Annotated in this window: 23 protein-coding genes; 7 read left to right on the top strand and 16 right to left on the bottom strand. The window is 69.3% G+C overall.

Annotated elements, in window-relative coordinates; all coding sequences use genetic code 11:
- Positions 1-33 precede the first annotated feature (33 nt).
- The 6 genes from HLA95_RS07310 to HLA95_RS07285 form a co-directional block, all read right to left on the bottom strand.
- Positions 34-939 carry a 3-hydroxybutyryl-CoA dehydrogenase gene (locus HLA95_RS07310; protein WP_191059136.1) on the bottom strand — a complete coding sequence of 302 codons (906 nt, stop codon included), beginning with the start codon at positions 937-939 and terminating at the stop codon, positions 34-36.
- 29 nt (positions 940-968) lie between these two features.
- Positions 969-1,910, bottom strand: a complete 942-nt coding sequence (locus HLA95_RS07305) for an electron transfer flavoprotein subunit alpha/FixB family protein (protein WP_191059135.1) — start codon at positions 1,908-1,910, stop codon at positions 969-971.
- Positions 1,910-2,659: an electron transfer flavoprotein subunit beta/FixA family protein gene (locus tag HLA95_RS07300; protein WP_191059134.1), complete on the bottom strand. Its 750-nt coding sequence runs from the start codon at positions 2,657-2,659 to the stop codon at positions 1,910-1,912. Before HLA95_RS07300 ends, HLA95_RS07305 begins: the two co-directional genes overlap by 1 nt.
- Before the next feature lie 174 nt (positions 2,660-2,833).
- The gene (locus tag HLA95_RS07295) at positions 2,834-3,391 is read right to left on the bottom strand and encodes a cob(I)yrinic acid a,c-diamide adenosyltransferase (protein ID WP_191059133.1); all 558 of its coding nucleotides are present in this window, start codon (positions 3,389-3,391) and stop codon (positions 2,834-2,836) included.
- 17 nt (positions 3,392-3,408) lie between these two features.
- Positions 3,409-3,600 carry a twin transmembrane helix small protein gene (locus tag HLA95_RS07290; RefSeq protein ID WP_191059132.1) on the bottom strand — a complete coding sequence of 64 codons (192 nt, stop codon included), beginning with the start codon at positions 3,598-3,600 and terminating at the stop codon, positions 3,409-3,411.
- 79 nt (positions 3,601-3,679) lie between these two features.
- Positions 3,680-4,660, bottom strand: a complete 981-nt coding sequence (locus HLA95_RS07285; protein ID WP_191059131.1) for a lysylphosphatidylglycerol synthase transmembrane domain-containing protein — start codon at positions 4,658-4,660, stop codon at positions 3,680-3,682.
- A 347-nt stretch (positions 4,661-5,007) separates the two neighbouring features.
- Between HLA95_RS07285 and HLA95_RS07280 the strand changes: the two genes are divergently transcribed.
- The 3 genes from HLA95_RS07280 to HLA95_RS07270 all read left to right on the top strand — a co-directional run bounded on the left by HLA95_RS07280 (position 5,008) and on the right by HLA95_RS07270 (position 9,252).
- Positions 5,008-6,600 carry a trimethylamine methyltransferase family protein gene (locus HLA95_RS07280; protein WP_255591587.1) on the top strand — a complete coding sequence of 531 codons (1,593 nt, stop codon included), beginning with the start codon at positions 5,008-5,010 and terminating at the stop codon, positions 6,598-6,600.
- Between the two features lie 167 nt (positions 6,601-6,767).
- Entirely contained in the window at positions 6,768-8,330 is a 1,563-nt protein-coding gene (locus HLA95_RS07275; protein WP_223861593.1) for a TerC family protein, read from the top strand.
- A gap of 328 nt (positions 8,331-8,658) precedes the next feature.
- Complete coding sequence (locus HLA95_RS07270) at positions 8,659-9,252, top strand: DUF2076 domain-containing protein (protein ID WP_191060563.1); 594 nt, start codon at positions 8,659-8,661, stop codon at positions 9,250-9,252.
- A gap of 34 nt (positions 9,253-9,286) precedes the next feature.
- Here the strand turns inward: HLA95_RS07270 and HLA95_RS07265 are convergent, their stop codons facing one another.
- A complete protein-coding gene (locus HLA95_RS07265) occupies positions 9,287-11,419 on the bottom strand; it encodes a mechanosensitive ion channel family protein (protein WP_191060562.1) in 2,133 nt (710 codons plus the stop codon).
- Positions 11,420-11,633: 214 nt separating this feature from the next.
- On the opposite strand from HLA95_RS07265, the gene HLA95_RS07260 reads away from it, so the two are divergent.
- Positions 11,634-11,813, top strand: coding sequence for a hypothetical protein (locus HLA95_RS07260; RefSeq protein WP_191060561.1), 180 nt, complete (start codon positions 11,634-11,636; stop codon positions 11,811-11,813).
- A gap of 5 nt (positions 11,814-11,818) precedes the next feature.
- On the opposite strand, the gene HLA95_RS07255 is transcribed toward HLA95_RS07260, so the two are convergent.
- The gene (locus HLA95_RS07255) at positions 11,819-12,286 is read right to left on the bottom strand and encodes a GNAT family N-acetyltransferase (RefSeq protein ID WP_222182885.1); all 468 of its coding nucleotides are present in this window, start codon (positions 12,284-12,286) and stop codon (positions 11,819-11,821) included.
- A gap of 5 nt (positions 12,287-12,291) precedes the next feature.
- Positions 12,292-12,675 carry a hypothetical protein gene (locus HLA95_RS07250; protein WP_222182883.1) on the bottom strand — a complete coding sequence of 128 codons (384 nt, stop codon included), beginning with the start codon at positions 12,673-12,675 and terminating at the stop codon, positions 12,292-12,294.
- Between the two features lie 93 nt (positions 12,676-12,768).
- On the opposite strand from HLA95_RS07250, the gene HLA95_RS07245 reads away from it, so the two are divergent.
- The gene (locus tag HLA95_RS07245) at positions 12,769-15,177 is read left to right on the top strand and encodes a GcvT family protein (protein ID WP_191058254.1); all 2,409 of its coding nucleotides are present in this window, start codon (positions 12,769-12,771) and stop codon (positions 15,175-15,177) included.
- Positions 15,178-15,191: 14 nt separating this feature from the next.
- Here HLA95_RS07245 and HLA95_RS07240 read toward each other — a convergent pair whose 3' ends face one another.
- The 5 genes from HLA95_RS07240 to HLA95_RS07220 all read right to left on the bottom strand — a co-directional run bounded on the left by HLA95_RS07240 (position 15,192) and on the right by HLA95_RS07220 (position 20,491).
- The gene (locus HLA95_RS07240) at positions 15,192-15,782 is read right to left on the bottom strand and encodes a hypothetical protein (protein WP_191058253.1); all 591 of its coding nucleotides are present in this window, start codon (positions 15,780-15,782) and stop codon (positions 15,192-15,194) included.
- Positions 15,783-15,818: 36 nt separating this feature from the next.
- Positions 15,819-16,802, bottom strand: coding sequence for an ABC transporter permease (locus HLA95_RS07235; protein WP_191058252.1), 984 nt, complete (start codon positions 16,800-16,802; stop codon positions 15,819-15,821).
- Positions 16,799-18,355, bottom strand: a complete 1,557-nt coding sequence (locus HLA95_RS07230; protein ID WP_191058251.1) for a sugar ABC transporter ATP-binding protein — start codon at positions 18,353-18,355, stop codon at positions 16,799-16,801. The genes HLA95_RS07235 and HLA95_RS07230 overlap by 4 nt, the downstream gene beginning before the upstream one ends.
- Positions 18,355-19,398 (bottom strand): ABC transporter permease, encoded by a 1,044-nt coding sequence (locus HLA95_RS07225; RefSeq protein ID WP_191058250.1) that lies wholly within the window; start codon positions 19,396-19,398, stop codon positions 18,355-18,357. Before HLA95_RS07225 ends, HLA95_RS07230 begins: the two co-directional genes overlap by 1 nt.
- Positions 19,399-19,474: 76 nt before the next feature.
- Positions 19,475-20,491 carry a sugar ABC transporter substrate-binding protein gene (locus HLA95_RS07220; protein ID WP_191058249.1) on the bottom strand — a complete coding sequence of 339 codons (1,017 nt, stop codon included), beginning with the start codon at positions 20,489-20,491 and terminating at the stop codon, positions 19,475-19,477.
- Positions 20,492-20,718: 227 nt separating this feature from the next.
- Here HLA95_RS07220 and HLA95_RS07215 point away from each other — a divergent pair, with 227 nt between their 5' ends.
- Complete coding sequence (locus HLA95_RS07215; RefSeq protein WP_191058248.1) at positions 20,719-21,249, top strand: hypothetical protein; 531 nt, start codon at positions 20,719-20,721, stop codon at positions 21,247-21,249.
- 254 nt (positions 21,250-21,503) lie between these two features.
- Positions 21,504-24,605, top strand: coding sequence for a patatin-like phospholipase domain-containing protein (locus HLA95_RS07210; RefSeq protein WP_222182880.1), 3,102 nt, complete (start codon positions 21,504-21,506; stop codon positions 24,603-24,605).
- Here HLA95_RS07210 and HLA95_RS07205 read toward each other — a convergent pair.
- Together HLA95_RS07205 and glpK are read right to left on the bottom strand one after the other, a co-directional pair.
- Positions 24,574-25,095 carry a hypothetical protein gene (locus HLA95_RS07205; protein ID WP_222182878.1) on the bottom strand — a complete coding sequence of 174 codons (522 nt, stop codon included), beginning with the start codon at positions 25,093-25,095 and terminating at the stop codon, positions 24,574-24,576. The genes HLA95_RS07210 and HLA95_RS07205 overlap by 32 nt on opposite strands.
- Positions 25,092-26,594 carry a glycerol kinase GlpK gene (gene glpK, locus HLA95_RS07200; protein ID WP_191058246.1) on the bottom strand — a complete coding sequence of 501 codons (1,503 nt, stop codon included), beginning with the start codon at positions 26,592-26,594 and terminating at the stop codon, positions 25,092-25,094. The genes HLA95_RS07205 and glpK overlap by 4 nt, the downstream gene beginning before the upstream one ends.
- Positions 26,595-26,693: the final 99 nt, after the last annotated feature.

Raw genomic sequence — 26,693 nt, 5'->3', positions numbered from 1 at the left:
GCAGGACATTCCGCCACGCCGACGCCGGACGCGTCAACGGGTCGGGACAGGCTGCTCGCCGCGATAGTCGTAGAAGCCGCGCTTGACCTTGCGGCCGAGCCAGCCGGCCTCGACATATTTCACGAGCAGCGGGCAAGGCCGGTACTTGCTGTCGGCCAGCCCCTCGTAGAGGACCTGCATGACCGCCAGGCAGGTATCGAGGCCGATGAAGTCCGCGAGCTCCAGCGGGCCCATCGGGTGGTTGGCGCCCAGGCGCATCGCCGTGTCGATGCTCTCGACGTTCCCGACACCCTCGTAGAGCGTGTAGACCGCCTCGTTGATCATCGGCAGGAGGATCCGGTTGACGATGAAGGCCGGGAAGTCCTCGGCCGTGACCGGCGTCTTGCCTAGCCGCTCCGTCACCTCGCGGATCGCAAGATAGGTATCCTCCTCGGTCGCGATCCCGCGAATCACCTCGATCAGCTTCATGGCCGGCACCGGGTTCATGAAGTGCATGCCGATGAAGCGTTCCGGCCGGTCGGTCGCCGCTGCCAGCCGGGTGATCGGGATCGAGCTGGTGTTGGACGCAATGATCGCGTCCTTGCGCAGATGGACGAGCAGGTCCCGGAAGATCGCCTTCTTGACCTGCTCGTTCTCCGTGGCGGCCTCCACCACCAGCTCGCAGTCGGCGAGATCCTCCAGCGCACCGGACGCGGTGATGCGATCCATGGCAGCCGTCCTGGCCGCCTCGTCCAACAGGCCCTTCCTGATCTGCCGGTCGAGGCCGACCGCGATCTTGCTCATCGCGGCCGCAAGCTGCTCGGGATTGATGTCGACCAGCTTCACCCGGTAGCCGGCGAGTGCTGCTACCTGAGCGATGCCGCTGCCCATCTGACCGGCGCCGATCACCCCGATCGTGGCGATCTCCGGGAGCGGGGGGAGCTGCGCGGGCTCGGTCATCGGCTGGAGGCTCCGGTTGCGTCGGGAGGTCAGGATGATTTGGCTCGCTTCAGTTCTTGGGTGAGCTCGGGGATCAGCTTGAACAGGTCGCCCACCAAGCCGTAGTCGGCCACCTGGAACATCGGCGCCTCCTCGTCCTTGTTGATCGCGACGATGACCTTGGAATCCTTCATGCCGGCCAGATGCTGGATGGCACCGGAAATGCCGACGGCGACATAGAGGTCGGGCGCCACGATCTTGCCGGTCTGCCCGACCTGGAAGTCGTTCGGCACGAAGCCGGCATCGACCGCAGCGCGGCTGGCGCCGACCGCGGCACCCAGCACGTCCGCCAGCTCGTCCAGGAGCTTGAAGTTCTCGCCCGAGCCCATGCCGCGCCCGCCGGAGACGACGACCCGCGCGGAGGTGAGCTCCGGCCGCTCGCTCTGGCTGACCTCCTGGCCGACGAAGCTGGAAAGGTCGCTGGGTGCCGGCAGGTCGACCGGCTCGACACTGGCCGAGCCGCCCTCGGCGGCGGCCGGTGCGAACGCGGTCGGCCGGATGGTCAGGACCCGCTTGGCGTCGGTGCTGACCACGGTCGCCAGCGCATTGCCCGCATAGATGAAGCGCTTGAACCGGTCCGGCCCCAGCACCTCGATCACGTCGCTCACCTGGGCGATGTCGAGCAACGCCGCAGCGCGCGGCATCACGTTCTTGCCGAAGCTCGTGGAGGCGGCGACCAGATGGTCATAGGCGGGGGCGAGCTGGACGAGCAGCGCTGCCGCGTCCTCGGCCGAGGGATGCGCCAGATGGGCCGCATCGGCTACCAGCACCTTGCGCACGCCCGCCACCTTGCCGGCAGCCGAGCCATCCACGCCCGAGCCCATGACGAGCAGGTCGACATCGCCGCCGAGCTGACCGGCAGCGGTGATCGCCGCTAGGGAAGCCTTGGCGACGGCGCCGCCGTCGAGTTCGGCCACGACCAGCACGCTCATCAGAGGACTCCCGCTTCCGTCTTCAGCTTCTGCACCAGCTCCTGCACCGAGCCGACCTTCACCCCGGCCTTGCGGGCGGACGGCTCCTCGACCTGCACGTATTGGAGGCGCGGGGCGACATCGACGCCGAGATCGGCGGGCTTGACCACGTCGAGCGGCTTCTTCTTGGCCTTCATGATGTTGGGCAGGGAGGCGTAGCGCGGCTCGTTCAGCCGGAGGTCCACGGTCAGCACCGCCGGCAGCTTCACCGCGATCGTCTGGATGCCCTCGTCGACCTCGCGCCCGGCCTCGGCCTGGCCGTCCGCCACCGTCAGCCGGCTGACGAAGGTCGCCTGCGGCCAGCCCAGGAGGGCAGCCAGCATCTGGCCGGTCTGGTTGCTGTCGTCGTCGATCGCCTGCTTGCCCATCAGGACGAGCTGGGGATCCTCCTTCTTCACGATCGCCGCCAGGAGCTTGGCGACCGCGAGCGGCTGCAGCTCGTCCGTGCTCTCGATCAGGATGGCGCGGTCGGCCCCCATGGCCAGCGCGGTGCGCAGGGTTTCCTGCGCCTTCGGCTCGCCGGCCGACACGGCGATGATCTCGGTCGCGACCCCCGCTTCCTTCAGGCGGATCGCCTGCTCGCAGGCGATCTCGTCGAACGGGTTCATCGACATCTTCACGTTCGCGATGTCGACGCCGGACCGGTCCGCCTTGACCCTGATCTTGACGTTGTAATCGACGACCCGCTTGACGGGTACCAGGACCTTCATTGCGCCACCTGTTTCATCCGACGCGGCTTCAACAAGCGCTTCCCGCCGTCGGTAACCCGATTCGTATTGCAACGCACAAGGGCGATAAGACGCGCCTTGATGCGTGTCAATCAGCGCCGCCGGTGCGCTGCGACCGACCGACGCCGGTGACGGCCCTCCCGCGGGGCCACTCCTTCAGCGATGGACGCCCGGCACCCAGAGCACGTCGCCGGCACCGTCGTCGTTGGCCGCGCGGGCCAGGACGAAGAGATGGTCGGACAGCCGGTTGAGGTAGCGGACCACCGCCGGATTCACCGCCTCCTGCTCGGCCAGCGCCACCACGCCGCGCTCGGCGCGGCGGACGACGGTGCGGGCCAGATGCAGGCAGGCCGACAGCGCACTGCCGCCCGGCAGCACGAAGGATTGCAGCGGCTGCAGTGCCGCGTTCAGCCGGTCGATTTCCGCTTCCAGACGGTCGACCTGGGCATCGCTCACTCGCAGGCGACCGTCACTGCCGTCGTCCGGGCGGCAGAGATCGGCGCCGAGGTCGAACAGGTCGTTCTGGATGCGCGCCAGCATCGCATCGTAATCGCCCTCGGCGTGCAGCCGGGCGAGCCCGATGGTCGCATTGGCCTCGTCGACATTGCCGTAGGCTTCGACCCTGAGCGCGTGCTTGGCGACCCTGGTGCCGTCGCCCAGGGACGTCCGACCCTGGTCGCCGCCCCGCGTGTAGATCCTGGTGAGTTGGACCATCGCCCGATCCCGAGCCGCTAGCTGTAGGCGAGGAACAGGATCGCCAGCACCGCCAGTGCCGCGAACTGCAGCCCTACCCGCCAGCGCATCAGCACGTTCGAGTATTTGCGGTTGAACTCACCGCCGCGGAAGAACCCTACCAGTCCGACCATCAGCACCCCCGCGGTGGCGAGGACCAGGAGCACCAGCAGGATTTCGAAGATGTACATGGCGCTGATATAGGCGCCTCACCGGGCCTGTCCAGCCATGGCCGCACGAGGCGGCCACCGGTTCTGCTGCCGGCTGCGGCTAGCCGGCGCCGGCCGGCTCGGCCCGGTCCGGCGCGTAGGCCACCAGCGGCCCCTGATGGACCGCGAACAACAAGGCGCCGGTGCCGTGCACCACCAGGAACAGGATGCGGCCCACCAGGATGAGCGCCACGCTCTCTGCAGCGGGCAGGCCAGCCACCGTCGCCAGCAGCAGCGCCATGATCCCCTCGTACACGCCGATGCCGTCGATGGTGATCGGCAGCCGGGTGATGGCCAGGGCCACGGCATAGGCGGCAGCCAGGTCGACGAAGCGTACCTCGATCCCCAGTGCGTGGGCCGTCAGCCAGCCGAGCCCCAGGGAGTAGATGCTCTCCACCAGGGTGAGGCCGGCAAAGGCCGCGACCACCTCCGGCCGCCGCCCCTGCCGCTGCCAGGCAGCGCGAAAGCGTGCCAAGATCCGCCCCACCAGACGATGCTCGCTCAACGCCAGGCGCAGCCGGGCCGGTCCGAACCAGGACCAGGCCAGGCCGGCGGCGATGGCGGCCATGACCACGCCCGCTGCCAGGATCATGCCGTGCATCTCCTTGGACAGAGGCGCCAGCCGGCCCAGCCAGACCATGCCGACCACCGCCATCGCCATGGTCACGAAGGCGCCGACGATGCGCTCCACCATGATCGAGGCGGTCGCGTCGTTGGCATCCACCCCGCTGCGCCACAGCCAGCCCACGCGCATGGCGTCCCCCCCGACCGTCGCCGGGAGGAACGAGCCGGCCAGGGTCGCGGCGCTGTACAGCCAGGTCGCGGGCAGGAGGCCCATGCGCACGCCGTGGACCCGCAGGAGCAGGAGCCACTTGCCGGCCATCAGGAAGCGCTGCGCCGCGTAGAGCAGCAGGCACAGCAGGATCAGCGAGGGCGATGCGCGGTCCGCGACCTGGACCACCGCCTGCCAGTCCAGCCACCACGCAAGAACCAGGATGGCCACAACGCTCAGGCCAACCTGAAAGATCTTGCTCCAACCCATTGTTTCCACATTCCTCCTGTGGCTGGGGGCACACCCTATCGGCGGCGGCCGTTTCCACCCAACCACGTAATTCATCCTCGAGCGCGGTTAGATCCCGACTGTTGCGCTGAGTGTCCACCCCGGAAGGATGAAAGATCCTTCAACGTCGCACTCACCGGATCCTGGCGGCCTCCGAACGGTTGTAGCAGAACCTCGGTTCCAAGCGAGCCGTTCCGCCGGTCGCGGCAGTCGCGGGATGACGATCTTCGAGCGCGCCATGTCGGAACCAGACGCGCGCGCTCAGGCAGGCTTGGCCTAGCCTGCCATTCGATCGGGCAGGCCGGATCCTGCCGCTGGAGGGCTCGACGATGGTCATGATCTCCGCGCAGGACAGCATCCCGGAAATGAACGGCCGGCGGCGCGGCGGCCGGGATGCTCGTCGTGAGCTGCGCGCCCGGCCGCTCGCCGACGCGGCGCGCGTGGTCCGGGCGGGCCTCCAGGGCGGGCGCTACCGTCCCCTCGACGAGGCGGCGGTGCGACGCGTGCACGAGGCCGCCCTCACCGCGCTGGAGACGATCGGCTTCGGCCAGCCGCTGCCCTCGACCGTGGCGGCGTTGACCGCGATCGGCGCCGAGTATCGCGGCGGGCGCATCCATTTTCCGCGCGCCCTGGTCGAGGATGTCGTCGCCCGCGCCGCCCGGGGCTTTCCGCTCTGCGCGCGCAACCGGCACCTGGACCTCGACCCGTCCGGCAGCCGCGTCCATTTCGGCACGGCCGGTGCCGCGGTGACCATGGTCGACGCCGTCACCGGGCGGTATCGCGAATCGACCCTGCACGACCTCTACGACATCGCCCGCCTGGTCGACCGGCTGGACAATGTCCACTTCTACCAGCGCTCGGTGGTGCCGCGCGACCTGCCCGACCCGTTCGAGATGGACATCAACACCGCCTATGCCTGCCTGGCCGGCACCGCCAAGCATGTCGGCACCTCGTTCGTGAAGGGTGAGCATCTCGAGGCCGCCCTGCCGATGCTCCATGCGATCGCCGGCTCGGAGGCCGCCTGGCGCGAGCGGCCGTTCGTGTCCCTGTCCTGCTGCTTCGTCGTGCCGCCGATGCGCTTTGCCGACGACGCATGCACCGCCCTGGAAGCCGCCGTGCATGCCGGGATGCCGGTGCTGCTGCTCTCCGCTGGCCAGGCCGGCGCCACGGCACCCGCGGCCCTGGCCGGGGCACTGGTCCAGGCGGTGGCCGAGTGCCTGGCCGGCCTCGTCTACGTCAATGCGCTGAAGCCCGGCGCACCGGCGATCTTCGGCCCTTGGCCGTTCGTGTCGGACCTGCGCACCGGGGCGATGTCGGGCGGTTCCGGCGAGCAGGCCCTGCTCACCGCGGCCTGCGCCCAGATGGGGCGGTTCTACGACCTGCCGACCGGCAGTGCCGCCGGCATGAGCGATAGCAAGCTGCCGGATGCCCAGGCCGGCTACGAGAAGGGCTATACCGACGTGCTGGCCGGCCAGGCCGGCCTCAACCTGGTCTACGAATCGGTCGGCATGCACGCCTCGCTGCTGGGCTCCTGCCTGGAAAGCTACGTGATCGACGACGACATGCTGGGTGCGGTGCTGCGCACGGTGAAGGGCATCGAGGTCACCGAGGAGAGCCTGTCGCTCGACGCCATGCGCGAGGTCTGCCTGGAAGGCCCCGGCCATTATCTGGGCCATGCCCAGACGCTCGGGCTGATGCAGAAGGAATATGCCTACCCGGTCGTGGCCGATCGGGTCTCGCCCAAGGAATGGCAGGAGCAGGGCTCCACCGACATGGTGACCCGTGCCCGCGCCCGGGTGCGCGCCATCCTGGCCGAGCACTACCCGGCGCATATCGAGCCGGCCGCCGACCGGGCGATCCGGGCCGCCCTGCCGATCCGGCTGGAGCCTCGGCAGATGCGCCCCGGCAGCGGCCGCTGGTGATGCTCACGGCGGCACCCCGGTAGGCCCGCTTCCGGCCGGGCGCCGGCACGGCTAGGCTGGACAGGCCCATTCACCATCCAGACCATGTACATGCCCGCCGACGAGCCTTCGTTCTGTAGTCCTTCCGCCGGGCTTCGCCGCCCGGTCCGCCGGCGGGAGGGCTAGGCATGTTCCTGGAGTGGATGGCCGATCCGGCGGCCTGGGCGGGTCTCGCGACGCTGATCGTGCTCGAGATCGTGCTGGGCATCGACAATCTCGTGTTCATCGCGATCCTGGCGGACAAGCTGCCGCCCGAGCAGCGCGACCGCGCGCGCCTGATCGGCCTGTCGCTTGCGCTGGTGATGCGGCTGGTGCTGCTGGCGTCGATCTCCTGGATCGTCACCCTCACCCAGCCGATCACCACGCTGCTCGGCTCGGAGATCTCCTGGCGCGACGTGATCCTGATCCTCGGCGGCGCCTTCCTCCTGTTCAAGGGCACGATGGAGCTGCACGAGCGGCTGGAAGGCTCGCACGGCGCCAAGGAGACCAGCGGGGCGCACGCGGTGTTCTGGCACGTCATCGCCCAGATCGTGGTGCTGGATGCCGTATTCTCGCTGGACTCGGTGATCACCGCGGTCGGGATGGTGCGCGAGCTCTCGGTCATGGTGATCGCGGTGGTGGTCGCCATCGCCGTGATGATGCTGGCGAGCAAGCCGCTCATGGCCTTCGTCAGCCGGCACCCGACCGTGGTGATCCTGTGCCTGGGCTTCCTGCTGATGATCGGCTTCAGCCTGATCGTCGAGGGCCTGGGCTTCCATATCCCCAAGGGCTACCTCTACGCCGCGATCGGCTTCTCCATCCTGATCGAGGCGGCCAACCAGATCGGCCGGCGCAACGTGCGCAAGCGGGTGACCACGGCCGACCTGCGCGACCGGACCTCCAAGGCGGTGCTGCGCATCCTGCGCGGCGGCAAGGCGGAGCCGGAAGCGTCGGAGGAGGTGGCAGCACTGGTGTCGAGCGGGGCCGGCGAGATGGTGTTCTCGCCCGCGGAGAGCTCGATGATCGAGCGCGTGCTGACGCTGGGCAGACGCACGGTCCGCTCGATCATGGTGCCGCGGGTCGACGCGATCTGGCTGGATGCCGACGATCCGCCGCAGGTGATCCTGGACGAGATCCACCAGAGCGGCCGCTCGCGCTTCCCGGTCTGCCGGGGCGAGGTCGATGCCGTACTGGGCATCGTCCATGCCAAGGATCTCCTGGAGCAGCAGCGCCAGTCGGGGCGGATCGACCTGACCGCCGCCCTGCGCGAGCCCCTCTACATCCCCGAGAACCTGCCCGTCCTGAAGGCCCTGGAGCGCTTCAAGACCTCGACCGTCCATCTCGCGATCGTCCTGGACGAGCACGGCTCGTTCGAGGGCCTGGTGACGCCCACCGACATCCTGGCGGCGATCGCCGGCGACCTGCCCGAACTGGCGGCCGACGCCTTGCCCGATGCGGTGAAAGCGGGCGAGCGCAGCTGGCTGCTGGACGGGCGGATGCCGATCGACGCGGTGGAGCGCACGCTGGGCGCGAGCGGCATGGCGAACGACGAGTACGCGACCCTGGCGGGCTTCGTGCTGGCGCAGCTCGGCCGGATCCCCAAGGCCGGCGAGGCGTTCGACTGGCGTGGCTGGCGGTTCCAGGTGGTGGAGCTGGAAGGCCACCGGATCGACAAGGTCCAGGCGGTGCCGACCGAGGTGGCGATCCTGTAGCCGGCTCGGGCGTGCGGGCTCAGGAGTTCGTAACTTAGTGTGACGCCGCCGGCTGCCCGCTTGATCGGCGCCGGCTGGCCCCCTAACTGGGAGGCGAACGGGGTCCGGGCCCCTCTGGCGGCCTGCCGATCGGCAGGCCGTGATGTCGGACCCCCGATTTCCCTGTCGGCCAATGGCGGCCGGCATCGATCTCGGGGTTGTTGTCGATGTGCCCAGAATCCCTCCCCAAATCCCCCGTTGATGCAGCGACATGGCCGAGCAGCGCATGGACCGGAGGTCGACCCCGACCTGCCGGCGCCCTGTCGTGGCCAGATCCCAGGAGGCAAGCGTGACTGAAGAAGATCGCAAGGCGATCAACGATTTCTTCGAGCGGATGAAGAAGCTGGAGGCCGAGCGCGACCCGGAGGCGGAGCGCCAGATCGACCAGTTGCTGCAGCAGAATCCGCAGACGAAGTACTACATCACCCAGATGGCGTTCTTCCTGGAGCACGCGCAGGCGGAGAGCCAGAACAAGATCCGCGAGCTGGAGTGGAAGCTGCAGAACCAGCAGGCCGCGGCACAGAAGCCCGCCGGTGGCGGCGGCTTCCTTTCCAACATCTTCGGCGGCGGCGGTGCCGGTGGTGGCGGGCGCAACGTCATGCCGCCTCCCGCCCCCGTCCACGCGCCGGGCTACCGGCCGGGCATGTTCCAGGGCGGCCAGGGCGGCGGCTTCCTGGCCGGTGCCATGCAGACGGCCATGGGCGTGGCCGGCGGCATGATCCTCGGCAACATGCTGATGTCGATGTTCGACCCGGGCGTGGCCGAGGCCGCTCCGGTGGACGAGGCGCCGGCCGAGGAGGAGCTGGACCAGGCCGATGCGGGCTACGAGGAGGAAGTCCCGCAGGTCGACGACATGGGCGGCGGGTTCGACGAGGAGTGGTGAGCGGCAGGCGGGGCCGCCTCGGTCCCGCCTGGCGTCATGCCTGCGCCGCCTTGGCCGCCAGCACGTCGTTGGCGGCCTTGGCGGCGACTGCCTCCGCACCTTCATGCGCATCCGTGCCGGCGACCCGCACGGTCGGCACCGCGATCTGGATGCCGTTCTCGGCAAATGCCCGCTTGATCATCGCATAGGCCTTGCGGCGGATGGTGAACTGCTTGCCGGGATAGGTCATCATCTTCAGCGTGATCTGCATGGCGAAGTCACCGAAGCTGCTGACACCCTGCATCTTCAGCGGCTGGATGAAGCCCGGCCCCAGCTCCTCGTCGGCCAGCAGCTCCTTGCCGATCTGCTTGATGATCTTCTTGGCCTTGTCCAGGTCGGTGTCATAGGTGACGTTGATCGTCAGCTTGTCGATCACCCAGTCGCGGCTCATGTTCTGGATCGCACCCAGCTCGCCGAACGGGACGGTATAGAGCGAGCCGCGCTGGTGGCGCAGCTTGACCGAGCGCAGCGAGAAGCTCTCCACCGTGCCCTTGTAGCTGCCGCTGACGATGTACTCGCCGATGCGGAAGGCGTCGTCGAGCAGGTAGAAGATCCCGCTGATCACGTCCTTGACCAGCGTCTGCGCGCCGAAGCCAATCGCCACGCCGACCACGCCCGCCCCGGCGATGAGCGGGCCCACCTCCACGCCCAGGGACGAGAGCGCCATCAGCACTGCCATGGTGATCAGCACCACGAACAGCACGTTGCGCAGGATCGGCAGGAGGGTGCGGACCCGCTGGCGGCGGCGGATGACCTCGGTGGGGTCGGCCTCGCTGCCGGCTGCGGCATGCACCAGGTGATGATCGATCGCGGTCCTGGCGAGCTGCCACAAAAGGTCGGCCACCAGCAGGATCGCCAGCGCGCGCAGGAGGTTGCGCAGGAACACGCCCAGCAGGTCGTCGCTCGTGCGCATCATGTTCATGTCGACGCCGAAGCCGCTGATGATGATCCAGGCGCCGATCGCGAAGAACGCCAGGCGCAGCCCGCGCTCGATCACCACGGTCCAGGCCGAGGGCGGCTGCTGGGGCGCCGGCTGGTCGCCCAGCAGGCCATCGCCGTCCAGATCGCCCGGCCGCAGCAGGTGCAGCACTGCGCGGTGCGAGATCCGGATGGCCAGCGGCAGCAGCAGGACCACGATCATCACGTCGAACAGCGGCACGACGTTCAGCACGCGGCCGACCAGCCAGGCGAAGGCGATATAGGCGATCATCCCGACCCGGAGGGCCGTGGCCGGACGCGGTGCGCCCGGCTGGCGCGGCGGCTGCCGCCAGATCGCCTCGCCCAGGATGACCAGGGCGGCCAGCCCGAGCACGTAGCCCAAGAGCCGCATCGACACCTCGGTGATCCCCACCGCGGCCACCAGGTCAAGCACCACCCAGGCGAATGCCAGGTAGCCGAAGAAGACCGCCAGCCGCCGGGTCCAGAACCAGGCGGCCTCCGTGGTGGTCGGCACGATCCGCAGCTTCTCGTTGCCGGGCGAAAGGAGGAACCGGGCGATCACCAGGGTGAAGCGGACCGCCAGGATCACTGCGAGGGCACCCAGGAGCAAAGAGCGCAGGAAGGCCGGCCAGGGGAACAGGAGGCAGGCGCCGAGGCTGCCGACAGCGAACGCGCCGATCCAGCACAGGCCGAACAGGAAGCGGATGCCGATGATCCGCAGCCGCTGCCTGAGCGTGTCGATGGGTGCGGTGGCGATGTGGCGGCGCACCGACCGGGTCGAGTGCCAGAACACCCACTCCGTCCCCAGCCCCAGCGCCACGAAGCCCAGCACCAGGAGCAGGGCCCCCAGCGGCCCCACCTCGGCGATCTCTCGGGCGAGACGGTCGCCGGCCGTGGCGAGGTCGGCCGGCAGGCGGGGCAGGCCGGCCAGCAGGACGTCCAGCCGTGCCTCGAGCTCATGAAAGGCACCGCTCAGCGCGCTGCCCCCCATATTCGTGGCCGGGACCGGTGCCGCGGGTGCGGCTGCCAGCTCCCCCGCCCGTTCCCGCAGCCAGGCCTGCACGTCCGGGTCGGCCAGGAGCGTGGTGAACTCCTCGACCTTGTGCTGCGGGTCGGCCGCCGGAGCCTCCTGGGCCATGGCCGGCAAGGCAGCGAGCAGGAGGGACAGGAGCAGCAGGAAGACGGGCATGTCGGTGCGCCAGACGGCAATTCACACAGGGCCTGCGCTCGCACGGCCGGTCCGGCTGGGCAAGCGCCGCCATCTAGCGACAGGCAACAGCCCTCGACATTTCGCGTAATGTTCTCGTTTTACGCTTGATGATCTTGGAACGTTACGTGAACATGCGTCATCTGCCTGCGTAAACCGGGTGCCGGTGCACACCGGGCGTGAAGGAGACGCTCCAATGATCGCTACCGTGCCGGGCTGGCCCGCCCGCCCGCTCTCGTCTCGGATCGGCCGCTGGAAGAACCGTACCAGGCTGGGCGCCGACCTGCTCAGCCGACTGCTGGAGGTCGCGGGCTTGGTGGCCTTCGTCGCCGTGCTCGGCGCCATGCCGGTGATCCTCGCCGCCTTCTCCGGCTGACGCCTTCAGCCGCGGAGCGAGCGGACGAAGCGGAGCTGCCCGTCCGGCATCCGTCCGGCCTCCCGCCAGCCGGCGGCACGGTAGAAGCCCGGCGCACGCAGGCCGGGCTCGGCACCGGTGCACAGCCAGGCCTCCACCACCCCGCGATCCGCCAGCCACCGCTCGGCCTCGCGCAGCAGGGCGCGGCCGATGCCCCGGCCTTCATATGTCGGCAGGACGAACAGCGCGAACACGTCGCCCTCCGCCGACCGCACCATCGAGAACCCGGCCTCCTGGCCACCGCACAGCGCCAGCCAGGCGACGGCCTCGCCGCGGTCCAGGTCCGCGGCGATGCTTGACGGCGTGATGCCCAGGGCGGCCAGTTCCGCGGTGGTCATCGCGTTCTCCACCACCGCGGTGCGGATGCGGAACAGGGCCGGCACGTCGGCAATACCGGCCGGACGGACCAGGAACCCGCTCTGCGACCCTGCCATTGCCGCTACCGCCAGGCCGCCGGTGGCCGGTTCGGGATGTTCAAGGGGGCGGCGCCTTCGCGCGTCCGGCCATAGTTCGGCGGCGGTGCCGGCCACACCGGCGCCGTCGGCGGCGGCTCGCGAGTCGCAGCGGGCGGCAGCGGCGGATTCTCGTCAGGCTGCAGCCTCGCACCCGGGTCCGGCACGGGCGGCGGGGTCACCACGTCCACGGGCTTGGGCGTGGTCGGGATCACCGTGCCCGGCGACGGCAGGCCCGGGTCGCGCTCGACCGGTCCGCCGACCTCCGCCAGCGGGCGGACCGGCGGCGGGTTGTCGACGAAGTCGGGGGCGCAGGCCGCCAGCAGCAGGATCGAGGCGGCCAGGCCGGCCGCTGGCTGGATCTTCCTCACCCGTTCGCCCTTTGTCGGTGGCATGCCGCTCTGAAGATGGTGTCGACGCGCCGATCGCGCCATGGATGGGTCGCGACAGGCGGGAGGGACGAGATGCGCAGCCAGGCTCGGGTCGTGGTGGTCGGCGGCGGGATCGCCGGGGTGAGCACGCTCTGGCACCTGGCCCGGGCGGGCTGGCAGGACCTGCTGCTCCTGGAGAAGTCAGAGCTCACCTCCGGCTCGACCTGGCACGCCGCCGGCAACACCCCGACCTTCTCCGGCTCCTGGCCGGTGATGCGCATGCAGGCCTACAGCCTGGAAATGTACCGCCGCCTCGCTGCCGACCCCGCCCATGGCGTGACCTACCATGTCACCGGCTCCCTGCGCCTGGCCCAGTCACGGGACCGGCTCGACGAGTTCCGGCACGTCACCGGCATGGCGCGCGCTCAAGGCCTGGAGTTCCAGGTGCTGTCGCCCGCCGAGGCGAAGGAGCTCTACCCGTTCCTCGAGCTGCACGGGCTCACCGGCGCCCTGCTCGACCCCCTGGACGGGGACATCGACCCCTCGATGGTGACCCAGGCGCTCGCAACCGAAGCACGCGCGGCCGGTGCCGAGATCCGGCGCAACTGCCCGGTCACGGCGATCACAAGGGGCAACAACGGCTACTGGCAGCTCACCACCCCGGACGGCGTGATCGAGGCCGAGCATGTGGTGAATGCCGCGGGCTACCGGGCGGCTGAGCTCGGCGCCATGGTCGGGCTCGACCTGCCGGTGGTCACCATGGAGCACCAGTATCTGGTGACCGAGGCGATCCCCGAGCTGGAGGAGCGGCCTGGCCTCCTGCCGCTGCTGCGCGACCCGGACGACAGCTATTACCTGCGCCAGGAGCGCAAGGGCCTGCTGCTGGGGCCCTACGAGAAGGAGAATGCGAAGGCGGCCTGGCTCGACGGTCTGCCCGAGGATTTTGCCAACCAGCTCTGGAACGACGACCTGGAGCGGCTGGAGAAATATATCGAGCTGGCCTGCGCGCGCGTGCCGATCCTGGGCAGCGTCGGCGTGCGCCGCGTAGTCAACGGGCCGATCCCCTACACGCCGGACGGGCTGCCGCTGCTGGGCCCGGCCCATGGGCTCACCAATTTCTGGCACTGCGCCGCGTTCAGCTTCGGCATCTGCCAGGGCGGCGGGGCCGGCAAGATCATCGCCGACTGGATCACCCAGGGCGAGCCGGAATGGGACGTGCTAAGCCTGGACAGCCGCCGGTTCACCGGCTTCGCCACCAGGTCCTACACCCTCGCCAAGGCGCTGGAGCTATACGAGAACGAGTACGAGATCGGCTACCCGACGAGGGAATGGCCGGCCCACCGGCCGATGAAGACCTCGCCGCTTTACGACCTGCTCAAGACCGAAGGGGCCAGGTTCGGGGCGCGCGGCGGCTGGGAACGGCCGACCTTCTTCGGCCCGGCAAGCGCGGAGACGCCATCCTTCCGCCGGCCGGGCTGGCACGGGCTGGTGGGCGAGGAGGTGCGGGCGGTGCATGAGCGCGCGGGCCTCCTGGACCTGCCGGGCTTCACCAAGCTCGAAGTGAGCGGGCCGCAGGCCGCTGCCTTCCTGGACTTGGTTCTGTGCAGCCGGCTGCCGAAGCCCGGGCGGGTCAGCCTGGCCTATGCGCTGACGCCGCAGGGAGGCATCCGCTCGGAGTTCACCGTGGCGCGCCTGGCCGAGGATCGCTTCTACCTCTGCTCCGCCTCCTCCGCCCAGCATCACGACTTCGACACGCTGGCCTGGCACCTGCCGGCAGATGGCGTGGCGATCATCGATGTCACGGCACGGTTCGACACGCTGGTGCTGACCGGCCCCCGCTCCCGCGAGATCATGGCGGCGCTCACCGACCTCCCGCTGGACAATGCCGCGTTCCCGTGGATGGCGGTCCGCACAGGCACGATCGGTTCGGCGCCGGTGCGGGCGATGCGGCTCTCCTATGCCGGGGAGCTCGGCTATGAGCTGCACGTGCCGATGGAGCATGTGCGTGAGGTATATGGCCGGGTGATGGCGGCCGGGCAGGCGTTCGGCCTGCGCCATTTCGGCATCTATGCCCTGGAGTCCATGCGGCTGGAGAAGTGCTACCGGTCCTGGGGCGCCGACCTGGTGATCGAGTATACGCCGTTCGAGGCCGGGCTGGACCGGTTCGTCGACCTGACCAAGCCGGGCTTCATGGGCAGGGAGCGCCTGATCGCCCGCAAGGAGGCTGGTTTCCGCGATTGCTTTGTCCCCCTGCTCCTGGAGGACGGGGACGGCGACGCGGTCGCGGTGGCGAGGGTGCTGGACGGGGAACAGCAGGTGGGCCTGGTCGGCTCGGCCGGCTTCGGCCACCGGATCGGCCGGTCGATCGCCCTGGCCTATGTCACCCGATCCCATGCCTTGCCGGGTACGCGGCTGGAGGTGGAGGTGCTGGGCGAACGGCGCGCCGCGGTGGTTGCCAGCGAGCCCCTGTTCGACCCCGAGAACCTGCGCCTGCGTGGCTGAGTACCGGCAGTGCGTCAGTAGATGACGGCGTAGCGGGTCAGCCCGTCCCGCTCGATGCGGCGGACGCCCCGCCGCCCGCCCGGATCGGACATCGCCTGAAGGATGTTCGCGAGGTCCGGGACGGCTTCGTCCCGCTCCGCCAGCACGGCCGCCACCTCCTCCAGGCTGGCGCTGTCGGCCCCGGGATCCCGTGCCTGATTCCTGGCCGTGGCGCTGGCGAGCGCTTCCAGCACCAGGACCTCCCGCTCGTCCAGCCGCGAGATCAGGGTTGCCGCCTTCTCGATCGTGTCGAGGACCACCAAGGCTGCGGCGATGCCGCCGGCCGTGGGGTTGGCCAGTGCCGCGACCACGGCGCCAGCGCTCTTCACCGTGGCGACCAGCGCCGCATAGAGGGTCCGGCGCAGGGGGAAGTGGTACCGGCCGATGACCGCACTCGCCCCGACCTCGCCGCGGTTGGCCGGATGGTCCCGCAATTCACCGAGCGCTGCACGCAGCCGGTCGGGGTCCGGCAACGGCCCCTCCGGCAGGCCGAATTCAGCCAGCACCTCGCGAAGCTCCGCCTCGCTGTCGCCGATGACGACCAGGTCCGCGCTGCGCGTGACCATCCAGAAGCCTCCGTATCTCCGCCGGCCGCGACCTCGTCAGGCCGTCTCGACCCGGATCTTGCGCCGCTCCAGGCGCTCCAGCATCCCCGTGCGCAGGCTGTCGACCAGCACCGCGATGAAGATGATGGCGCTGACCACCAGCGGATAGACGTAAGGGTCGGCGTTGATCATCACGAGGCCGTTCTCGACGGTCTGGATCAGGATCGCGCCGAACACGGTGCCGACCACGCCACCCCTCCCGCCGAACAGCGAGGTGCCGCCCAGCACGGCGGCGGCGATCACCGGGAATTCCTTCTGGAAGCCGAAGGTCGAGGACGCGGCGGCTACCTGGCTGGCCGAGACCAGCCCGCCGATGGCCGCGCACACCCCGGCGATACAGTAGACCGAGAACAGGATACGCCGGACGTCGATGCCGGCCTTGGCTGCGGCCTCCGGGTCCGCACCCACGGCATAGACCTGGCGGCCATAGGTGGTGAGCCTAAGCGTCACCCAGGCGATCACGAACACCAGGAGGAAGATCCAGATCGGCACGGGCAGGCCCAGCCAGGTCGTGCGTCCGAGCAGGAGGATCTCCTTGCCGAACGGGATCATCTTCACGCCGGACAGATAGAGCGCGATGGCGCGGCCGACGAACAGGGTGGCCAGCGTCGCGATGAAGGCCGGCACGCGCAGGCGCGTGATGACGAAGGCGTTCACCGCGCCGAACAGGAGGCCCAGGAACCCGGCCACGGCGAAGCCGAACACGGGGTTCCAGCCCTTCATGTAGAGGGCCACCACGATGCAGCTCGCATACATGTTGGCGCCGACCGACAGGTCGATGCCCGCCACCAGCAGCACGAAGGTCATGCCGATCGCGATGATCGCGATATGTGCTGCCTGGGTGACGATGTTCATGAAGTTGGTCGGGCTGAGGAAGCGCTCGGACAGGGAGCCGAACACCAGCACCAGCACGAGGAACAGGATCAGCGGCGCATTCTGCAGGAGCAGCAGGCGGATCTTGCGGCTGTCGGCAGGGCTCATCGGCCACCCTTCGTCACGCTGTCCCACATCGCACTGCGCATGATCCGCTCGCGGTCGAACTTCGCCCGGTCATAGCCGGCGCGGATCTCGCCATGGCTCATCACCAGGATCCGGTCGCAGATGCCGATCAGCTCCTCGATCTCCGAGCTGATCACCAGGACGCCGGTCCCCTGCCCCGCCAACTCGTTGATGATCTTGTAGACCTCGTACTTGGCGCCGACGTCGATGCCGCGGGTCGGTTCGTCCAGGATGAACAGGCGCGGGCTGCGCAACAGCCACTTGCCGATCACCACCTTCTGCTGGTTGCCGCCGGACAGGTTCTTCACCAGCGTCTGCACGAAGTCCCGGGCGTTCACCTGCACGTCGCGCCCGGTGCGCTCCACGGCGTCACCCAGCCGGGTCCGCTCGATCAGGCGGCCGAATCCGCCGGCAAAGTTGGGCAAGGACGGCAAGGCGAGATTGTCGGCGATCGGGCCGTCCATCATCAGCCCCTCGGCCCGGCGGTCCTCGGTGAGGAACGCGATGCCGCGCGCCATGGCGACCTCGGGCGTCGGCCGCTCCAGGGGCTGGCCGTCCACCAGGATCCGGCCGGAGGCATAAGGGTCCAGGCCGAACAGGATCCGGGCCATCTCGGAGCGCCCGGAGCCCATCAGGCCGGAGATGCCGACCACCTCGCCCTGGCGGACCTGGAAGCTCACGTCCTTGATCATGCCGGGCTGAGTCAGCTTCTCGACCTCCAGCACCGGCTGGCCCTCGCGCGGCCGGCTGGCGCGCGGCGGGTAGATCTGGTCGATCGTCCGGCCGACCATCGAGGTGATCAGCTTGTCCACCGTCATCTGGCGGGTGGGTGCGGTCGCCACCACGTGGCCATCACGCAGCACCACGATGTCGTCGGTCAGCCGCATCACGTCCGACAGGATGTGGCTGATATAGACGATCGCGATGCCCCGGCCCTTGAGGCGCTGGATCTGGCCGAACAGCCGCTCGGTCTCGCGCGCGGTGAGCGAGGTGGTGGGCTCGTCGAAGATGACGATGCGGGCATCGGAGCCCAGCGCCTTGGCGATCTCGACGAGCTGGCGCTCGCCCTGGGACAGGCGGCTCACCAGGGTCGCGGGATCGAGGTCCAGGTCGATGGCGGCCAACAGTTCCTTCGCCCGGGTGCGCACCTTGCGCCGGTCGATGAAGGGCAGGCCCCGGACCAGCTTCGGGAACCCGCCGATGAACAAATTCTCCTCGATCGACAGGTTCTTGAAGAGGTTCAGCTCCTGGTGGATGAAGGCGATCCCGGCGGCTTCCGCGTCCTTGGGCCCCTTGGGCCGGTAGGGCTGGCCGTCCAGCACCATCTCGCCCCGGTCCGGCTGGTGGATGCCGCCCAGGATGTTCATCGTGGTCGACTTGCCCGAGCCGTTCTCGCCGATCAGACCGAGTGCCCGGCCAGGGGCGAGCTCGAAGCCGACATCGTGGAGCACCTGCACGCCGAAGAAGCTCTTGCACAGGCCGCGGACAGCCAGCAGGGGTGCCTGGACCGGCGCCTGCACCTGCTTTTGGAACATCAGCCGCGTCCCTTCAGGCGCTGGCGCTGCGCGTCCACGATCGCAGCCAGCAGGATCACCCCGCCCTTGATCGCGAACACGCCGGCCAGCGACAGGCCTAGGAGCTGCAGCCCCTTGTCGACCACGGTCAGGAACAGGGCGCCGAACACCACCCAGAGCACCTTGGCCTTGCCGCCGAAGAGCGACACGCCGCCGATCACCGCCGCACCGACCACGTCCAGCAGGATGCGCTGGCCCAGCACCGGCGTGCCGGTCTCGAGCCGGGCGGTGTAGATCACCGCGGCCAAGCCAGCACAGGCACCAGAGATCACGTAGGCCCAGAACATCGTCCGGCGCACCGGCACGCCCGAGACCGCGGCGGCATTCGGGTTGATGCCGATCGCGAACAGCCAGCGGCCGAACAGGGAATGGCTGAGCGCCACATGGGCCAGCAGGCCCACCGCCAGGGCGATCAGCAAGGAGAAAGGCAGCTCGAACACCCGCCCCTGGCCGATGAACACGAACTCCCGCGGGAGCGAGCCGATCGAGCTGCCGTCGTCGGTGAGCAGGGTGGTGACCCAGATGGCGGCCCCGGAGAAGAACATCATCGTGGTCAGCGTCACGATGAAGGGCGGCATGTTGAAGCGCGTGGTGCAGGCCCCGTTGAAGGCGCCGACCGCCCCGCCCACCGCCATGAAGGCGAGGATGCCGACCGCCACCACCAGGAAGGCCGGCATGCCCACCAGCGGCCCGCCATCCATGGTGATCACGGCGGCACCCAGCACGCTGGAGAATGCCAGGACGGAGGTGGCCGACAGGTCGATGCCGGCCACCACCAGCACGAACATCTGCCCGATCGCCACGATCAGCAGCGGGATCATCGCCGCCAGGATGTCCCGCCAGGTGTCGGCCGCCAGGATCTCCGGCACGATCAGCGCCATCCCGGCGACATAGACGACGGTCAGGAACAGGACGAGATATTCGGACAGCAACAGGCGCCGCCAGAGCGGCAGCCCCGGCGCCAGACCGGGTCGATCGAGCCTCGTCGTCTGCGCCGGGGTCATAACGATTCCAGCAAAGGGCGCGTGATCGGAATGAAGCGGGCGGCAGGTGCCGCCCGCCAGGACGAACTGGTGGAACTCAACCGGAGATCGGCTTGCCGCCGTTCTTCTCCCAGACGATGTAGCCCCACATCTCGTCGCGGACCTGGTCCTTGTTCTCCTGGGTGATCACGAAGCCAGGGTCCATCAGGAGCTTCTCGGGCTTCTTGCCGGCCCACATGTCCTGGAAGGCCTGGAAGGCCATGTCGACCTCCAGGAACAGGTTCTGCACGCCGCAGGCATCGAGATAGCCGTCCACGATGCGCTGGTAGGCGCCGTCGTCGCCGTCGAAGCCGCCGAAGATGACGTGGCCTTCCTCGTCGCGCTTCTTCCACATGTCGAAGGTCTCGAGCACCTGCTGGATCTGCGGGTGCATGAAGTCCGACGAGGTGAACAGGAAGTTGATGTCCGGGTTGGCCTGGAGCGCGTTCATCAGCCCGGCGAAGGCCTTGTCGGCGTTCCACTCGGTGGCGACGCGGGCCACCACCTCGATGATGTCCTGGTTCTGGTCGACGATGTCGAAGAAGCCGTCGCGGCGCTGGATGGCGTTCACGTCGCCCAGGTCGCCGATCAGGATGCAGGCCTTGTACTGGCCGCCCCGGCGCTTGGCCTCGTCCACCATGAACTGCACGGTGTCGCGCGTGATCTGGCGGTTGTCGGCCTGGATGGCGACCGAGTAGGCATCCGATTCGGCCGGCGGGCGGTTGAAGTGGACCATCGGGATGTTGGCCTCGTTGGCCGCCCGAATGGCCGGGATCACCGCCTTGGAATCGGTCTGGATGATCAGGATCCCGTCCACCTTGCGGGCGATCATCGCCTTGACCTGCTCGAACTGCTTGTTGTCGTCGAAGTTCGAGATGTTCTCCAGGAGCTCCCAGCCGTTGGCCTTGCCCTTCTCCTTCATGATCTCGAGGCCCGAGACCCAGAAGGGCGACACCAGGCTGTCGAACAGCAGGGCCACGGTCTTGCCCTCCTGGGCCTTGACCATGATCGGCAGGCCGGCAGTGCCTGCCGCGAGCAGGCTGCCAATGGTGAATTCGCGACGCGCCAGTTTCATGACGTTCGACCTTCCCTGATCCAGCGGTGCTCTGTGATTACCCGGCCTTGCGCCCGGCTGCCGGCACCTGTCATGCCATCAGACAGTATGAAGGCGCCCGATCCGCGTCAATCCGGCTCGCGTTCCACCCAAGGGGAGGCTGGCCTGTCATCCCGATCCGCCATAGGTGAGCGGGGAGGAGCGGCGCCCCATGCCCTGGGCGTCGCCCGGCGAGTGGAGCAGGATGGATGCGCGAAGCGGTGGCGGTGTTCGACGATGCGGTGTCGCTGGAAGGTGCTGTCGCCGAACTGAAGGAGCGGGGCTTCGCCGACGAGGACCTGAGCATCCTGGGCAGCGAGGAGGCGATCGAGGCGAAGCTCGGCCACAGCCCGCAGCAGGCGCAGGACGCCCAGGACGATCCCAGCGACCCCCGCGAGCAGGTGATCCCGGCCAAGGAGCTGGCCGAGCACGAGCGCACGCTCGCCAACGCCTACTGGGTGCTGCCCACGCTGCTGGGCGCCGGCGCGGTGGTGGCGACCACCGGGCCGCTCGCCGCCTTGGTGGTGGGTGCGGTCGCCGGCGGCACGCTGCTCAGCACCACGCTGGCGGGCCTGATGGACGCCCGCTATGCGGAGCATCTCGACGAGCAGCTGGAGCGGGGCCGCGTCCTGCTCTGGGTCCGCACGCCCGACCCGGACCGGGAGCGGGTCGCGCTGGAGGTGCTGCAAAAGCATGCCGGGCACGACGTCCATGTCCACGAGCTGCGCCCGGAGGCGTGACCGGCCCCAGAGTCCGGCCGGATGCGCCCAAGAATCCGGCCACATGAGGTGATGCAGATCACCAGCCACCAGCGCCATGTCGATTGAGGGATGAAGTCGACGGGCCTATAGCATGGTCGTTCTTCCAAGAGCCTGACGAGACCTCGGCAGCCGATAGCCAGCCAGCTATTGCAGTGGAGGTTCCGATGCGCCTGCCGATCGCCCGGCTGCTGCTGCCCGACCTGTCCCGGCCATGACGGGCAGGAGCGGCCCCCATGACCACCGACCGCAGCGCCACCCGGTCCCCCTGCCTGGATACGCGGGCCGTCCTCCAGCAGGAGTTCGACGCGCTCTGGCCGGGTGAACGGCCGGCAGGCCACCCGTTCGCCTCGATCGACGAGTATGGCCGGGCGGCGCTGGCGCAGGACCAGGCGGCCTTGTGCCTGTCCGGCGGCGGGATCCGCAGCGCCGCGTTCGGGCTGGGCGTGCTGCAGGCGCTGGCCGCGATGAACCTCCTGCCCCGCTTCCAGTATCTCTCGACCGTGTCGGGCGGCGGCTATATCGGGAGCTGGCTGCAGCGCTGGCTGCACGCCTGTGCCGAGGACGGCAACGGCCGGGCCGGGCAGGACCCGGTCCGCCAGGTCGAGGCCGGGCTTGCCGGCGCCAACCCGGAAGCCCGCCAGGTCGCCGCCCTGCGTGAGCATTCCAACTTCCTGAACCCGCGGATCGGCCTGTCCTCGATCGACAGCTGGGCGGCGATCGTCATCATCGCGCGCAACCTGCTGCTGAACTGGACGGTGTTCCTGCCCTTCCTGGTGATGGCGGCGACCCCCACCAATCTCTACCTCTCGCTGGTGCTCAGCGCCAACGAGGTCACCACCACCGGCGCGCTGGTGGCGGCACTGGCGCTGCTGTTCCTGGCGACCTACCAGATCTGCCTGCTGCTGCCCTCGCACCGGCGCTGCCAGCTGGGCCACGACCAAGCGAGTGCCCGGAACCACCTCCAACTGCGCGTGATCTGGCCGGCCCTGGCCTCGGCCATGCTCCTGCCGGTCTGGCTGGCCCACGACATCCAGGTCGCCGTCCCCCCGCGGCTGACCGGGATCGCGCCGCCCTTCGAGCTGCGCGGCAGCGGGTTCCTGTTCGGCGACCTCTGGTCGTACCCGCACCCGCTGCAGCGGGCATTGGCGGCGATGAGCCTGCCGTTTGCCCTGCTCTGGCTGGTGCTGATCGGCGCCTATCTCGCCGCGATGATCCGCAGCAGCCAAGCGGTGCGCGACCTGTTCCGGCGCAACCTGCTGGTATGGGTGGCGATCTCCGCGATCGCCGCCGGCTTCGTCGCGGCCTGCGTGCCGCTCGGCTGGCAGATGTTCGGCGACGCCGCCGGGCTGCGGCAGGGCTGCCCGGCCGGACAGTCCATCCAGGACTGCTACGGCCAAGCCACGGTCGACCAGGCGGCTTTGGGCCAGCGTCTGGTGGCGGCGCTGGCGCCCTTCTGGATCACGCTCGGCTACCTGCTCTGCTCCGCCCTGTTCGTCGGCTTCCGCCGGGCCTCCGGCCTCCTGTCCAGCGAGGTTGACCTGCTCGACGCCGACCGGGAATGGCTGGCACGGATCAGCGCCATGAAGGTGGTGCCGGCGGTGATGTGGGCGGTGTTCGCCCTGATCTGCCTGCCCCTGCCCCACTGGATCCTGGCCGGGCCGGACTGGCCGTTCAGCTTCAGCGCCACCATGCTCGCCACCGGCCTCGTCAGCGTGTTCGGCGGCAAGAGCACGCTGTCCTCGCTCAAGCCTACCACGGGCGGCCGGATGCGGCGCTGGCTGACGATCGACATCCTGGTGGCGGTCGCGACCTTCGTGTTCCTGGCCGCCCTGTTCCTCACCCTCGCCTATCTCGAGCTGAAGGTCGCCGTGCGCGTAGCCCGATGGCTGGAGACGATGCCACCCTTCTCCTGGCGCCAGAGCCTGGGCCTGGGCTGGCTGGGGCCCTTGTCCGAGCCGATGCTGCTGGGCCACCTGGTGATCCTGGCGGTCCTGGCCCCGGTGCTGTGGCTGGCCGGCCGGCGGATCAACGTCAACCAGTTCTCCCTGCACGGCATGTACCGCAACCGCCTGATCCGCGCGTTTTTGGGCTCGGCCCGCGCCGAGCGGCGGCCCAACCCCGCCACCGGCTTCGACGAGGACGACAACGTCCAACTCCACGACCTGGATACGCGGGTGGACGGGCGCCGCGTCCTGTTCCCGGTGATCAACGCCACCCTGAACCTGACCGACAACAACACGCGGCTGGGCTGGCAGGAGCGCAAGGCCGCCTCGTTCATCCTGACCCCGTTCGCCTGCGGCAGCGCCAGCCTGCCGAGCGGCGACAGCCAAGCCGGCGGCGCCTATGTCGAGAGCGCCTGCTATGCCGGGAGGCAGCCGGGGCAGCTACCTGCGGCCCATCCCGGCGAGAAGACCGGCATCACGCTGGGCGGGGCCATGACCATCTCCGGCGCCGCGGTCAGCCCGGCCATGGGCTACCATTCCTCGCCGGCCACGGCCTTCCTCATGACCCTGTTCAATGTCCGGCTGGGCGTGTGGGTGCCCAATCCCGGCTATGTGCAGGCCCATCCCCAGGATGCCGGAATCTGCCGGCAGGCCTCGCCGGGCTTCGCGATCCTGCCGTTCCTGAACGAGCTGCTGGGCCGTGCCGGCGCCAGGCGGCGTTTCGTCTACCTGTCGGACGGCGGCCATTTCGAGAATCTCGGCCTCTACGAGATGATCCGCCGGCGCTGCCGCTTCATCATCCTCTCGGATGCCGCCGCCGACCCGGACTGCCGGTTCGGCGACCTCGGCAACGCGGTGCGCAAGATCAAGATCGACCTTGGCGTGGACATCGAGTTCCTGCCAATCCGGATCGCCCCCAGGGGCAAGGCCGATGCCGGCACCATTTCGTTCGCGCTCGGGCGGATCAGCTACCCGGAAGCGGCCGGCGACCCGGAGCGGTGCGGCTGGCTGCTCTACCTCAAGCCCACCTATCTGGAGGACCTGCCGATCGACGTGCGCGCCTATGCGGCGGCGAACTCCCTGTTCCCGCACGAGCCGACCTCGGACCAGTGGTTCAGCGAATCGCAGTTCGAGAGCTACCGGCGCCTGGGCGAGCACCTGATGAGCCAGTTCCGACCTGCCAGGCAGGGTCAGCCGGTCACGCTCGAGGCGGTGTTCCTCCAGGCACGGGCGCGCCTGCTGCCAGGGCCGGCAGCCAGCTCAGGAGCGCAACCGGCGGACTGCGTCGGCCCGGCTGGCGAGCAGCCGGGTACGTGCGGTGGCTGGGAGGCTCGTCTTGCGAGCAGCGGGCCGGGGAAGCTCAGTAGTCGACGAGCCGGGGCCGCTTCTTGAGGATCGAACCCGCCAGCGGGGCCACTCTCGCCAGGGTCTTGAAGTAGGCGGCGCTGTCGAACCGCATCGGTTCGGTGGCCGCATAGTTCCAGCCCGACCGCCGGCTGCTCAGGGTACTGTTGAAGCCGGTCCAGCGGACGACGCTGCCGTCGTGCTCGACCTTCATGTCCAGCGACCAGCAGCCGGCATGGCCGCAGCCGCAGACCAGGACCGTGCCGCCAGATCCGAACACGCCGGGCGGTGCGAAGACCTGCCGGCCGTCGCGGCGCACGGCCACCAGGCACAGATATTCGAGCGAGGCCGGTGCGTAGGCTCCTGCGACCTTCGGGTCGAAGCGGGTCTCGATCGGGCGCAGCCAGTCGACCAGCCTCCGCCCATCGATCGAGATCTCCAGCCCGGCATCATGGCCATCCCCCAGGTCATTGCGCATGGGAACCAGTTCCAGGTGGAGCCGCCGCAAGGGCGCAGGCTCGCCGCGCTTTGCGGTCAAGCGCGGTTGCTCCGCACCCGGCTGACCGCGTCCTTCCAGCCGCCCACGAGCCGCGCCCGCTCGCCCGAAGCCATGCCGGGCGCGAAGCGCTGCTCGCAGCTCCAGGCCTTGCCGATGTCGTCGAGGCCGCCATAGAGACCGGCACCCAGGCCGGCGAGATAGGCGGCGCCGAGTGCCGTGGTCTCGATCACTTCGGGCCGCTCGACCGGCACATCGCAGATGTCGGCCAGCCACTGGCAGACCCAGTCATTGGCGACCATGCCGCCATCGACCCGGAGTGCTGCCGGCAGGCCCAGGCCGCCGGCGGCGGTCACGTCGTCCTTCATGGCGGCCAGCAGGTCCGCGGTCTGGTAGCCGACGGCTTCCAGGGCCGCGCGGACGATGTGGCGGTGGCTGGTGTCGCGGGTCAGGCCGAAGATGGCGCCGCGGGCATCCGGGTCCCAGTAGGGAGCACCCAGGCCGGTGAACGCGGGTACCAGATAGACGCCGGCATTGTTGTCGAGCGAGCGGGCCAGTGCGTCGGTCTCGGCCGCGGTCCGGATCACGCCCAGCCCGTCGCGGACCCACTGGATGGCCGCACCGGCCACGAAGATCGCCCCTTCCAGGGCATAGGTCGGCTGGCCGTTCAGGCGCCAGCAGAGCGTGGTGAGCATCCGGTTGCGCGACGCCACCATCTCCGGGCCGGTGTTGAGCACGGCAAAGCAGCCGGTGCCGTAGGTGCTCTTCATCATGCCGGGTGAGAAGCACGCCTGGCCGAAGGTCGCGGCGTGCTGGTCGCCCGCCACCCCGCGGATCGGGATCGCCCGGCCGAACAGGCTCGGGTTCGTTTCGCCGAAATCCCCGGCACTGTCCCGGACCTCGGGCAGCAGGGCATGGGGGATGCGTAGCCGATCGAGCAGCTCGTCGTCCCAGGCCTGGCGGCGGATGTCGAACAGCATGGTGCGGGCGGCATTGGTGGCGTCGGTGGCGTGGAGCCGGCCGCCCGTCAGGTTCCAGAGCAGCCAGCTGTCGACCGTGCCGAACGCCAGCTCGCCCCGCTCGGCCATGGCGCGGGCACCCGGTACATGATCCAGGAGCCAGGCGAGCTTGGTGCCGGAAAAATAGGGGTCGATCACCAGGCCGGTGCGCTCGCTGACCAGCTTGCCCAGCCCGTCCGCCTCCAGTTCGCGGCAGAGCCCTGCTGTGCGCCGGTCCTGCCAGACGATGGCGCGGTGCACCGGCCGGCCGGTGGCGCGCTCCCAGAGCAGGGTGGTCTCGCGCTGGTTGGTGATGCCGATGGCCGCCACCGGCCGCCCGTCCACCCTGGCCAGCACGTCGCGGCACACTTCCAGCGTGTGACGCCAGATCTCGTTGCCGTCGTGCTCGACCCGGCCGTCGAACGGGAAGTGCTGGGTCAGTTCCTGCTGGGCGCTCGTCTGGACGCTGCCGAACCGGTCGAACAGGATCGCGCGCGTCGAGGTGGTCCCCTGATCGATCGCCAGCAGCAGCTCGCCTGCCATCCCCGTGCGCCCCCTTGTTCCGGTCGTCTGGGCGAGGCTAGCGCGGCTGCGCCACCCGGACAATAAACAGCTATTTTGTGTTTATTAGTTTTTCTTACA

This window comes from Geminicoccus harenae (assembly GCF_019800005.1).
Lineage (GTDB): Bacteria > Pseudomonadota > Alphaproteobacteria > Geminicoccales > Geminicoccaceae > Geminicoccus > Geminicoccus harenae.
Note: the sequence above shows the minus strand (reverse complement) of the source record. Positions and strands in the feature narration are given on the sequence as shown.

Bases quoted from the DNA above. Each gene is read 5' to 3' on its own strand.
- HLA95_RS07310 (WP_191059136.1), bottom strand. From the start codon at position 939: ATGACCGAGCCCGCGCAGCTCCCCCCGCTCCCGGAGATCGCCACGATC.
- HLA95_RS07305 (WP_191059135.1), bottom strand. From the start codon at position 1,910: ATGAGCGTGCTGGTCGTGGCCGAACTCGACGGCGGCGCCGTCGCCAAG.
- HLA95_RS07300 (WP_191059134.1), bottom strand. From the start codon at position 2,659: ATGAAGGTCCTGGTACCCGTCAAGCGGGTCGTCGATTACAACGTCAAG.
- HLA95_RS07295 (WP_191059133.1), bottom strand. From the start codon at position 3,391: ATGGTCCAACTCACCAGGATCTACACGCGGGGCGGCGACCAGGGTCGG.
- HLA95_RS07290 (WP_191059132.1), bottom strand. From the start codon at position 3,600: ATGTACATCTTCGAAATCCTGCTGGTGCTCCTGGTCCTCGCCACCGCG.
- HLA95_RS07285 (WP_191059131.1), bottom strand. From the start codon at position 4,660: ATGGGTTGGAGCAAGATCTTTCAGGTTGGCCTGAGCGTTGTGGCCATC.
- HLA95_RS07280 (WP_255591587.1), top strand. From the start codon at position 5,008: ATGGTCATGATCTCCGCGCAGGACAGCATCCCGGAAATGAACGGCCGG.
- HLA95_RS07275 (WP_223861593.1), top strand. From the start codon at position 6,768: ATGTTCCTGGAGTGGATGGCCGATCCGGCGGCCTGGGCGGGTCTCGCG.
- HLA95_RS07265 (WP_191060562.1), bottom strand. From the start codon at position 11,419: ATGCCCGTCTTCCTGCTGCTCCTGTCCCTCCTGCTCGCTGCCTTGCCG.
- HLA95_RS07260 (WP_191060561.1), top strand. From the start codon at position 11,634: ATGATCGCTACCGTGCCGGGCTGGCCCGCCCGCCCGCTCTCGTCTCGG.
- HLA95_RS07255 (WP_222182885.1), bottom strand. From the start codon at position 12,286: ATGGCAGGGTCGCAGAGCGGGTTCCTGGTCCGTCCGGCCGGTATTGCC.
- HLA95_RS07245 (WP_191058254.1), top strand. From the start codon at position 12,769: ATGCGCAGCCAGGCTCGGGTCGTGGTGGTCGGCGGCGGGATCGCCGGG.
- HLA95_RS07240 (WP_191058253.1), bottom strand. From the start codon at position 15,782: ATGGTCACGCGCAGCGCGGACCTGGTCGTCATCGGCGACAGCGAGGCG.
- HLA95_RS07235 (WP_191058252.1), bottom strand. From the start codon at position 16,802: ATGAGCCCTGCCGACAGCCGCAAGATCCGCCTGCTGCTCCTGCAGAAT.
- HLA95_RS07230 (WP_191058251.1), bottom strand. From the start codon at position 18,355: ATGTTCCAAAAGCAGGTGCAGGCGCCGGTCCAGGCACCCCTGCTGGCT.
- HLA95_RS07225 (WP_191058250.1), bottom strand. From the start codon at position 19,398: ATGACCCCGGCGCAGACGACGAGGCTCGATCGACCCGGTCTGGCGCCG.
- HLA95_RS07220 (WP_191058249.1), bottom strand. From the start codon at position 20,491: ATGAAACTGGCGCGTCGCGAATTCACCATTGGCAGCCTGCTCGCGGCA.
- HLA95_RS07215 (WP_191058248.1), top strand. From the start codon at position 20,719: ATGCGCGAAGCGGTGGCGGTGTTCGACGATGCGGTGTCGCTGGAAGGT.
- HLA95_RS07210 (WP_222182880.1), top strand. From the start codon at position 21,504: ATGACCACCGACCGCAGCGCCACCCGGTCCCCCTGCCTGGATACGCGG.
- glpK (WP_191058246.1), bottom strand. From the start codon at position 26,594: ATGGCAGGCGAGCTGCTGCTGGCGATCGATCAGGGGACCACCTCGACG.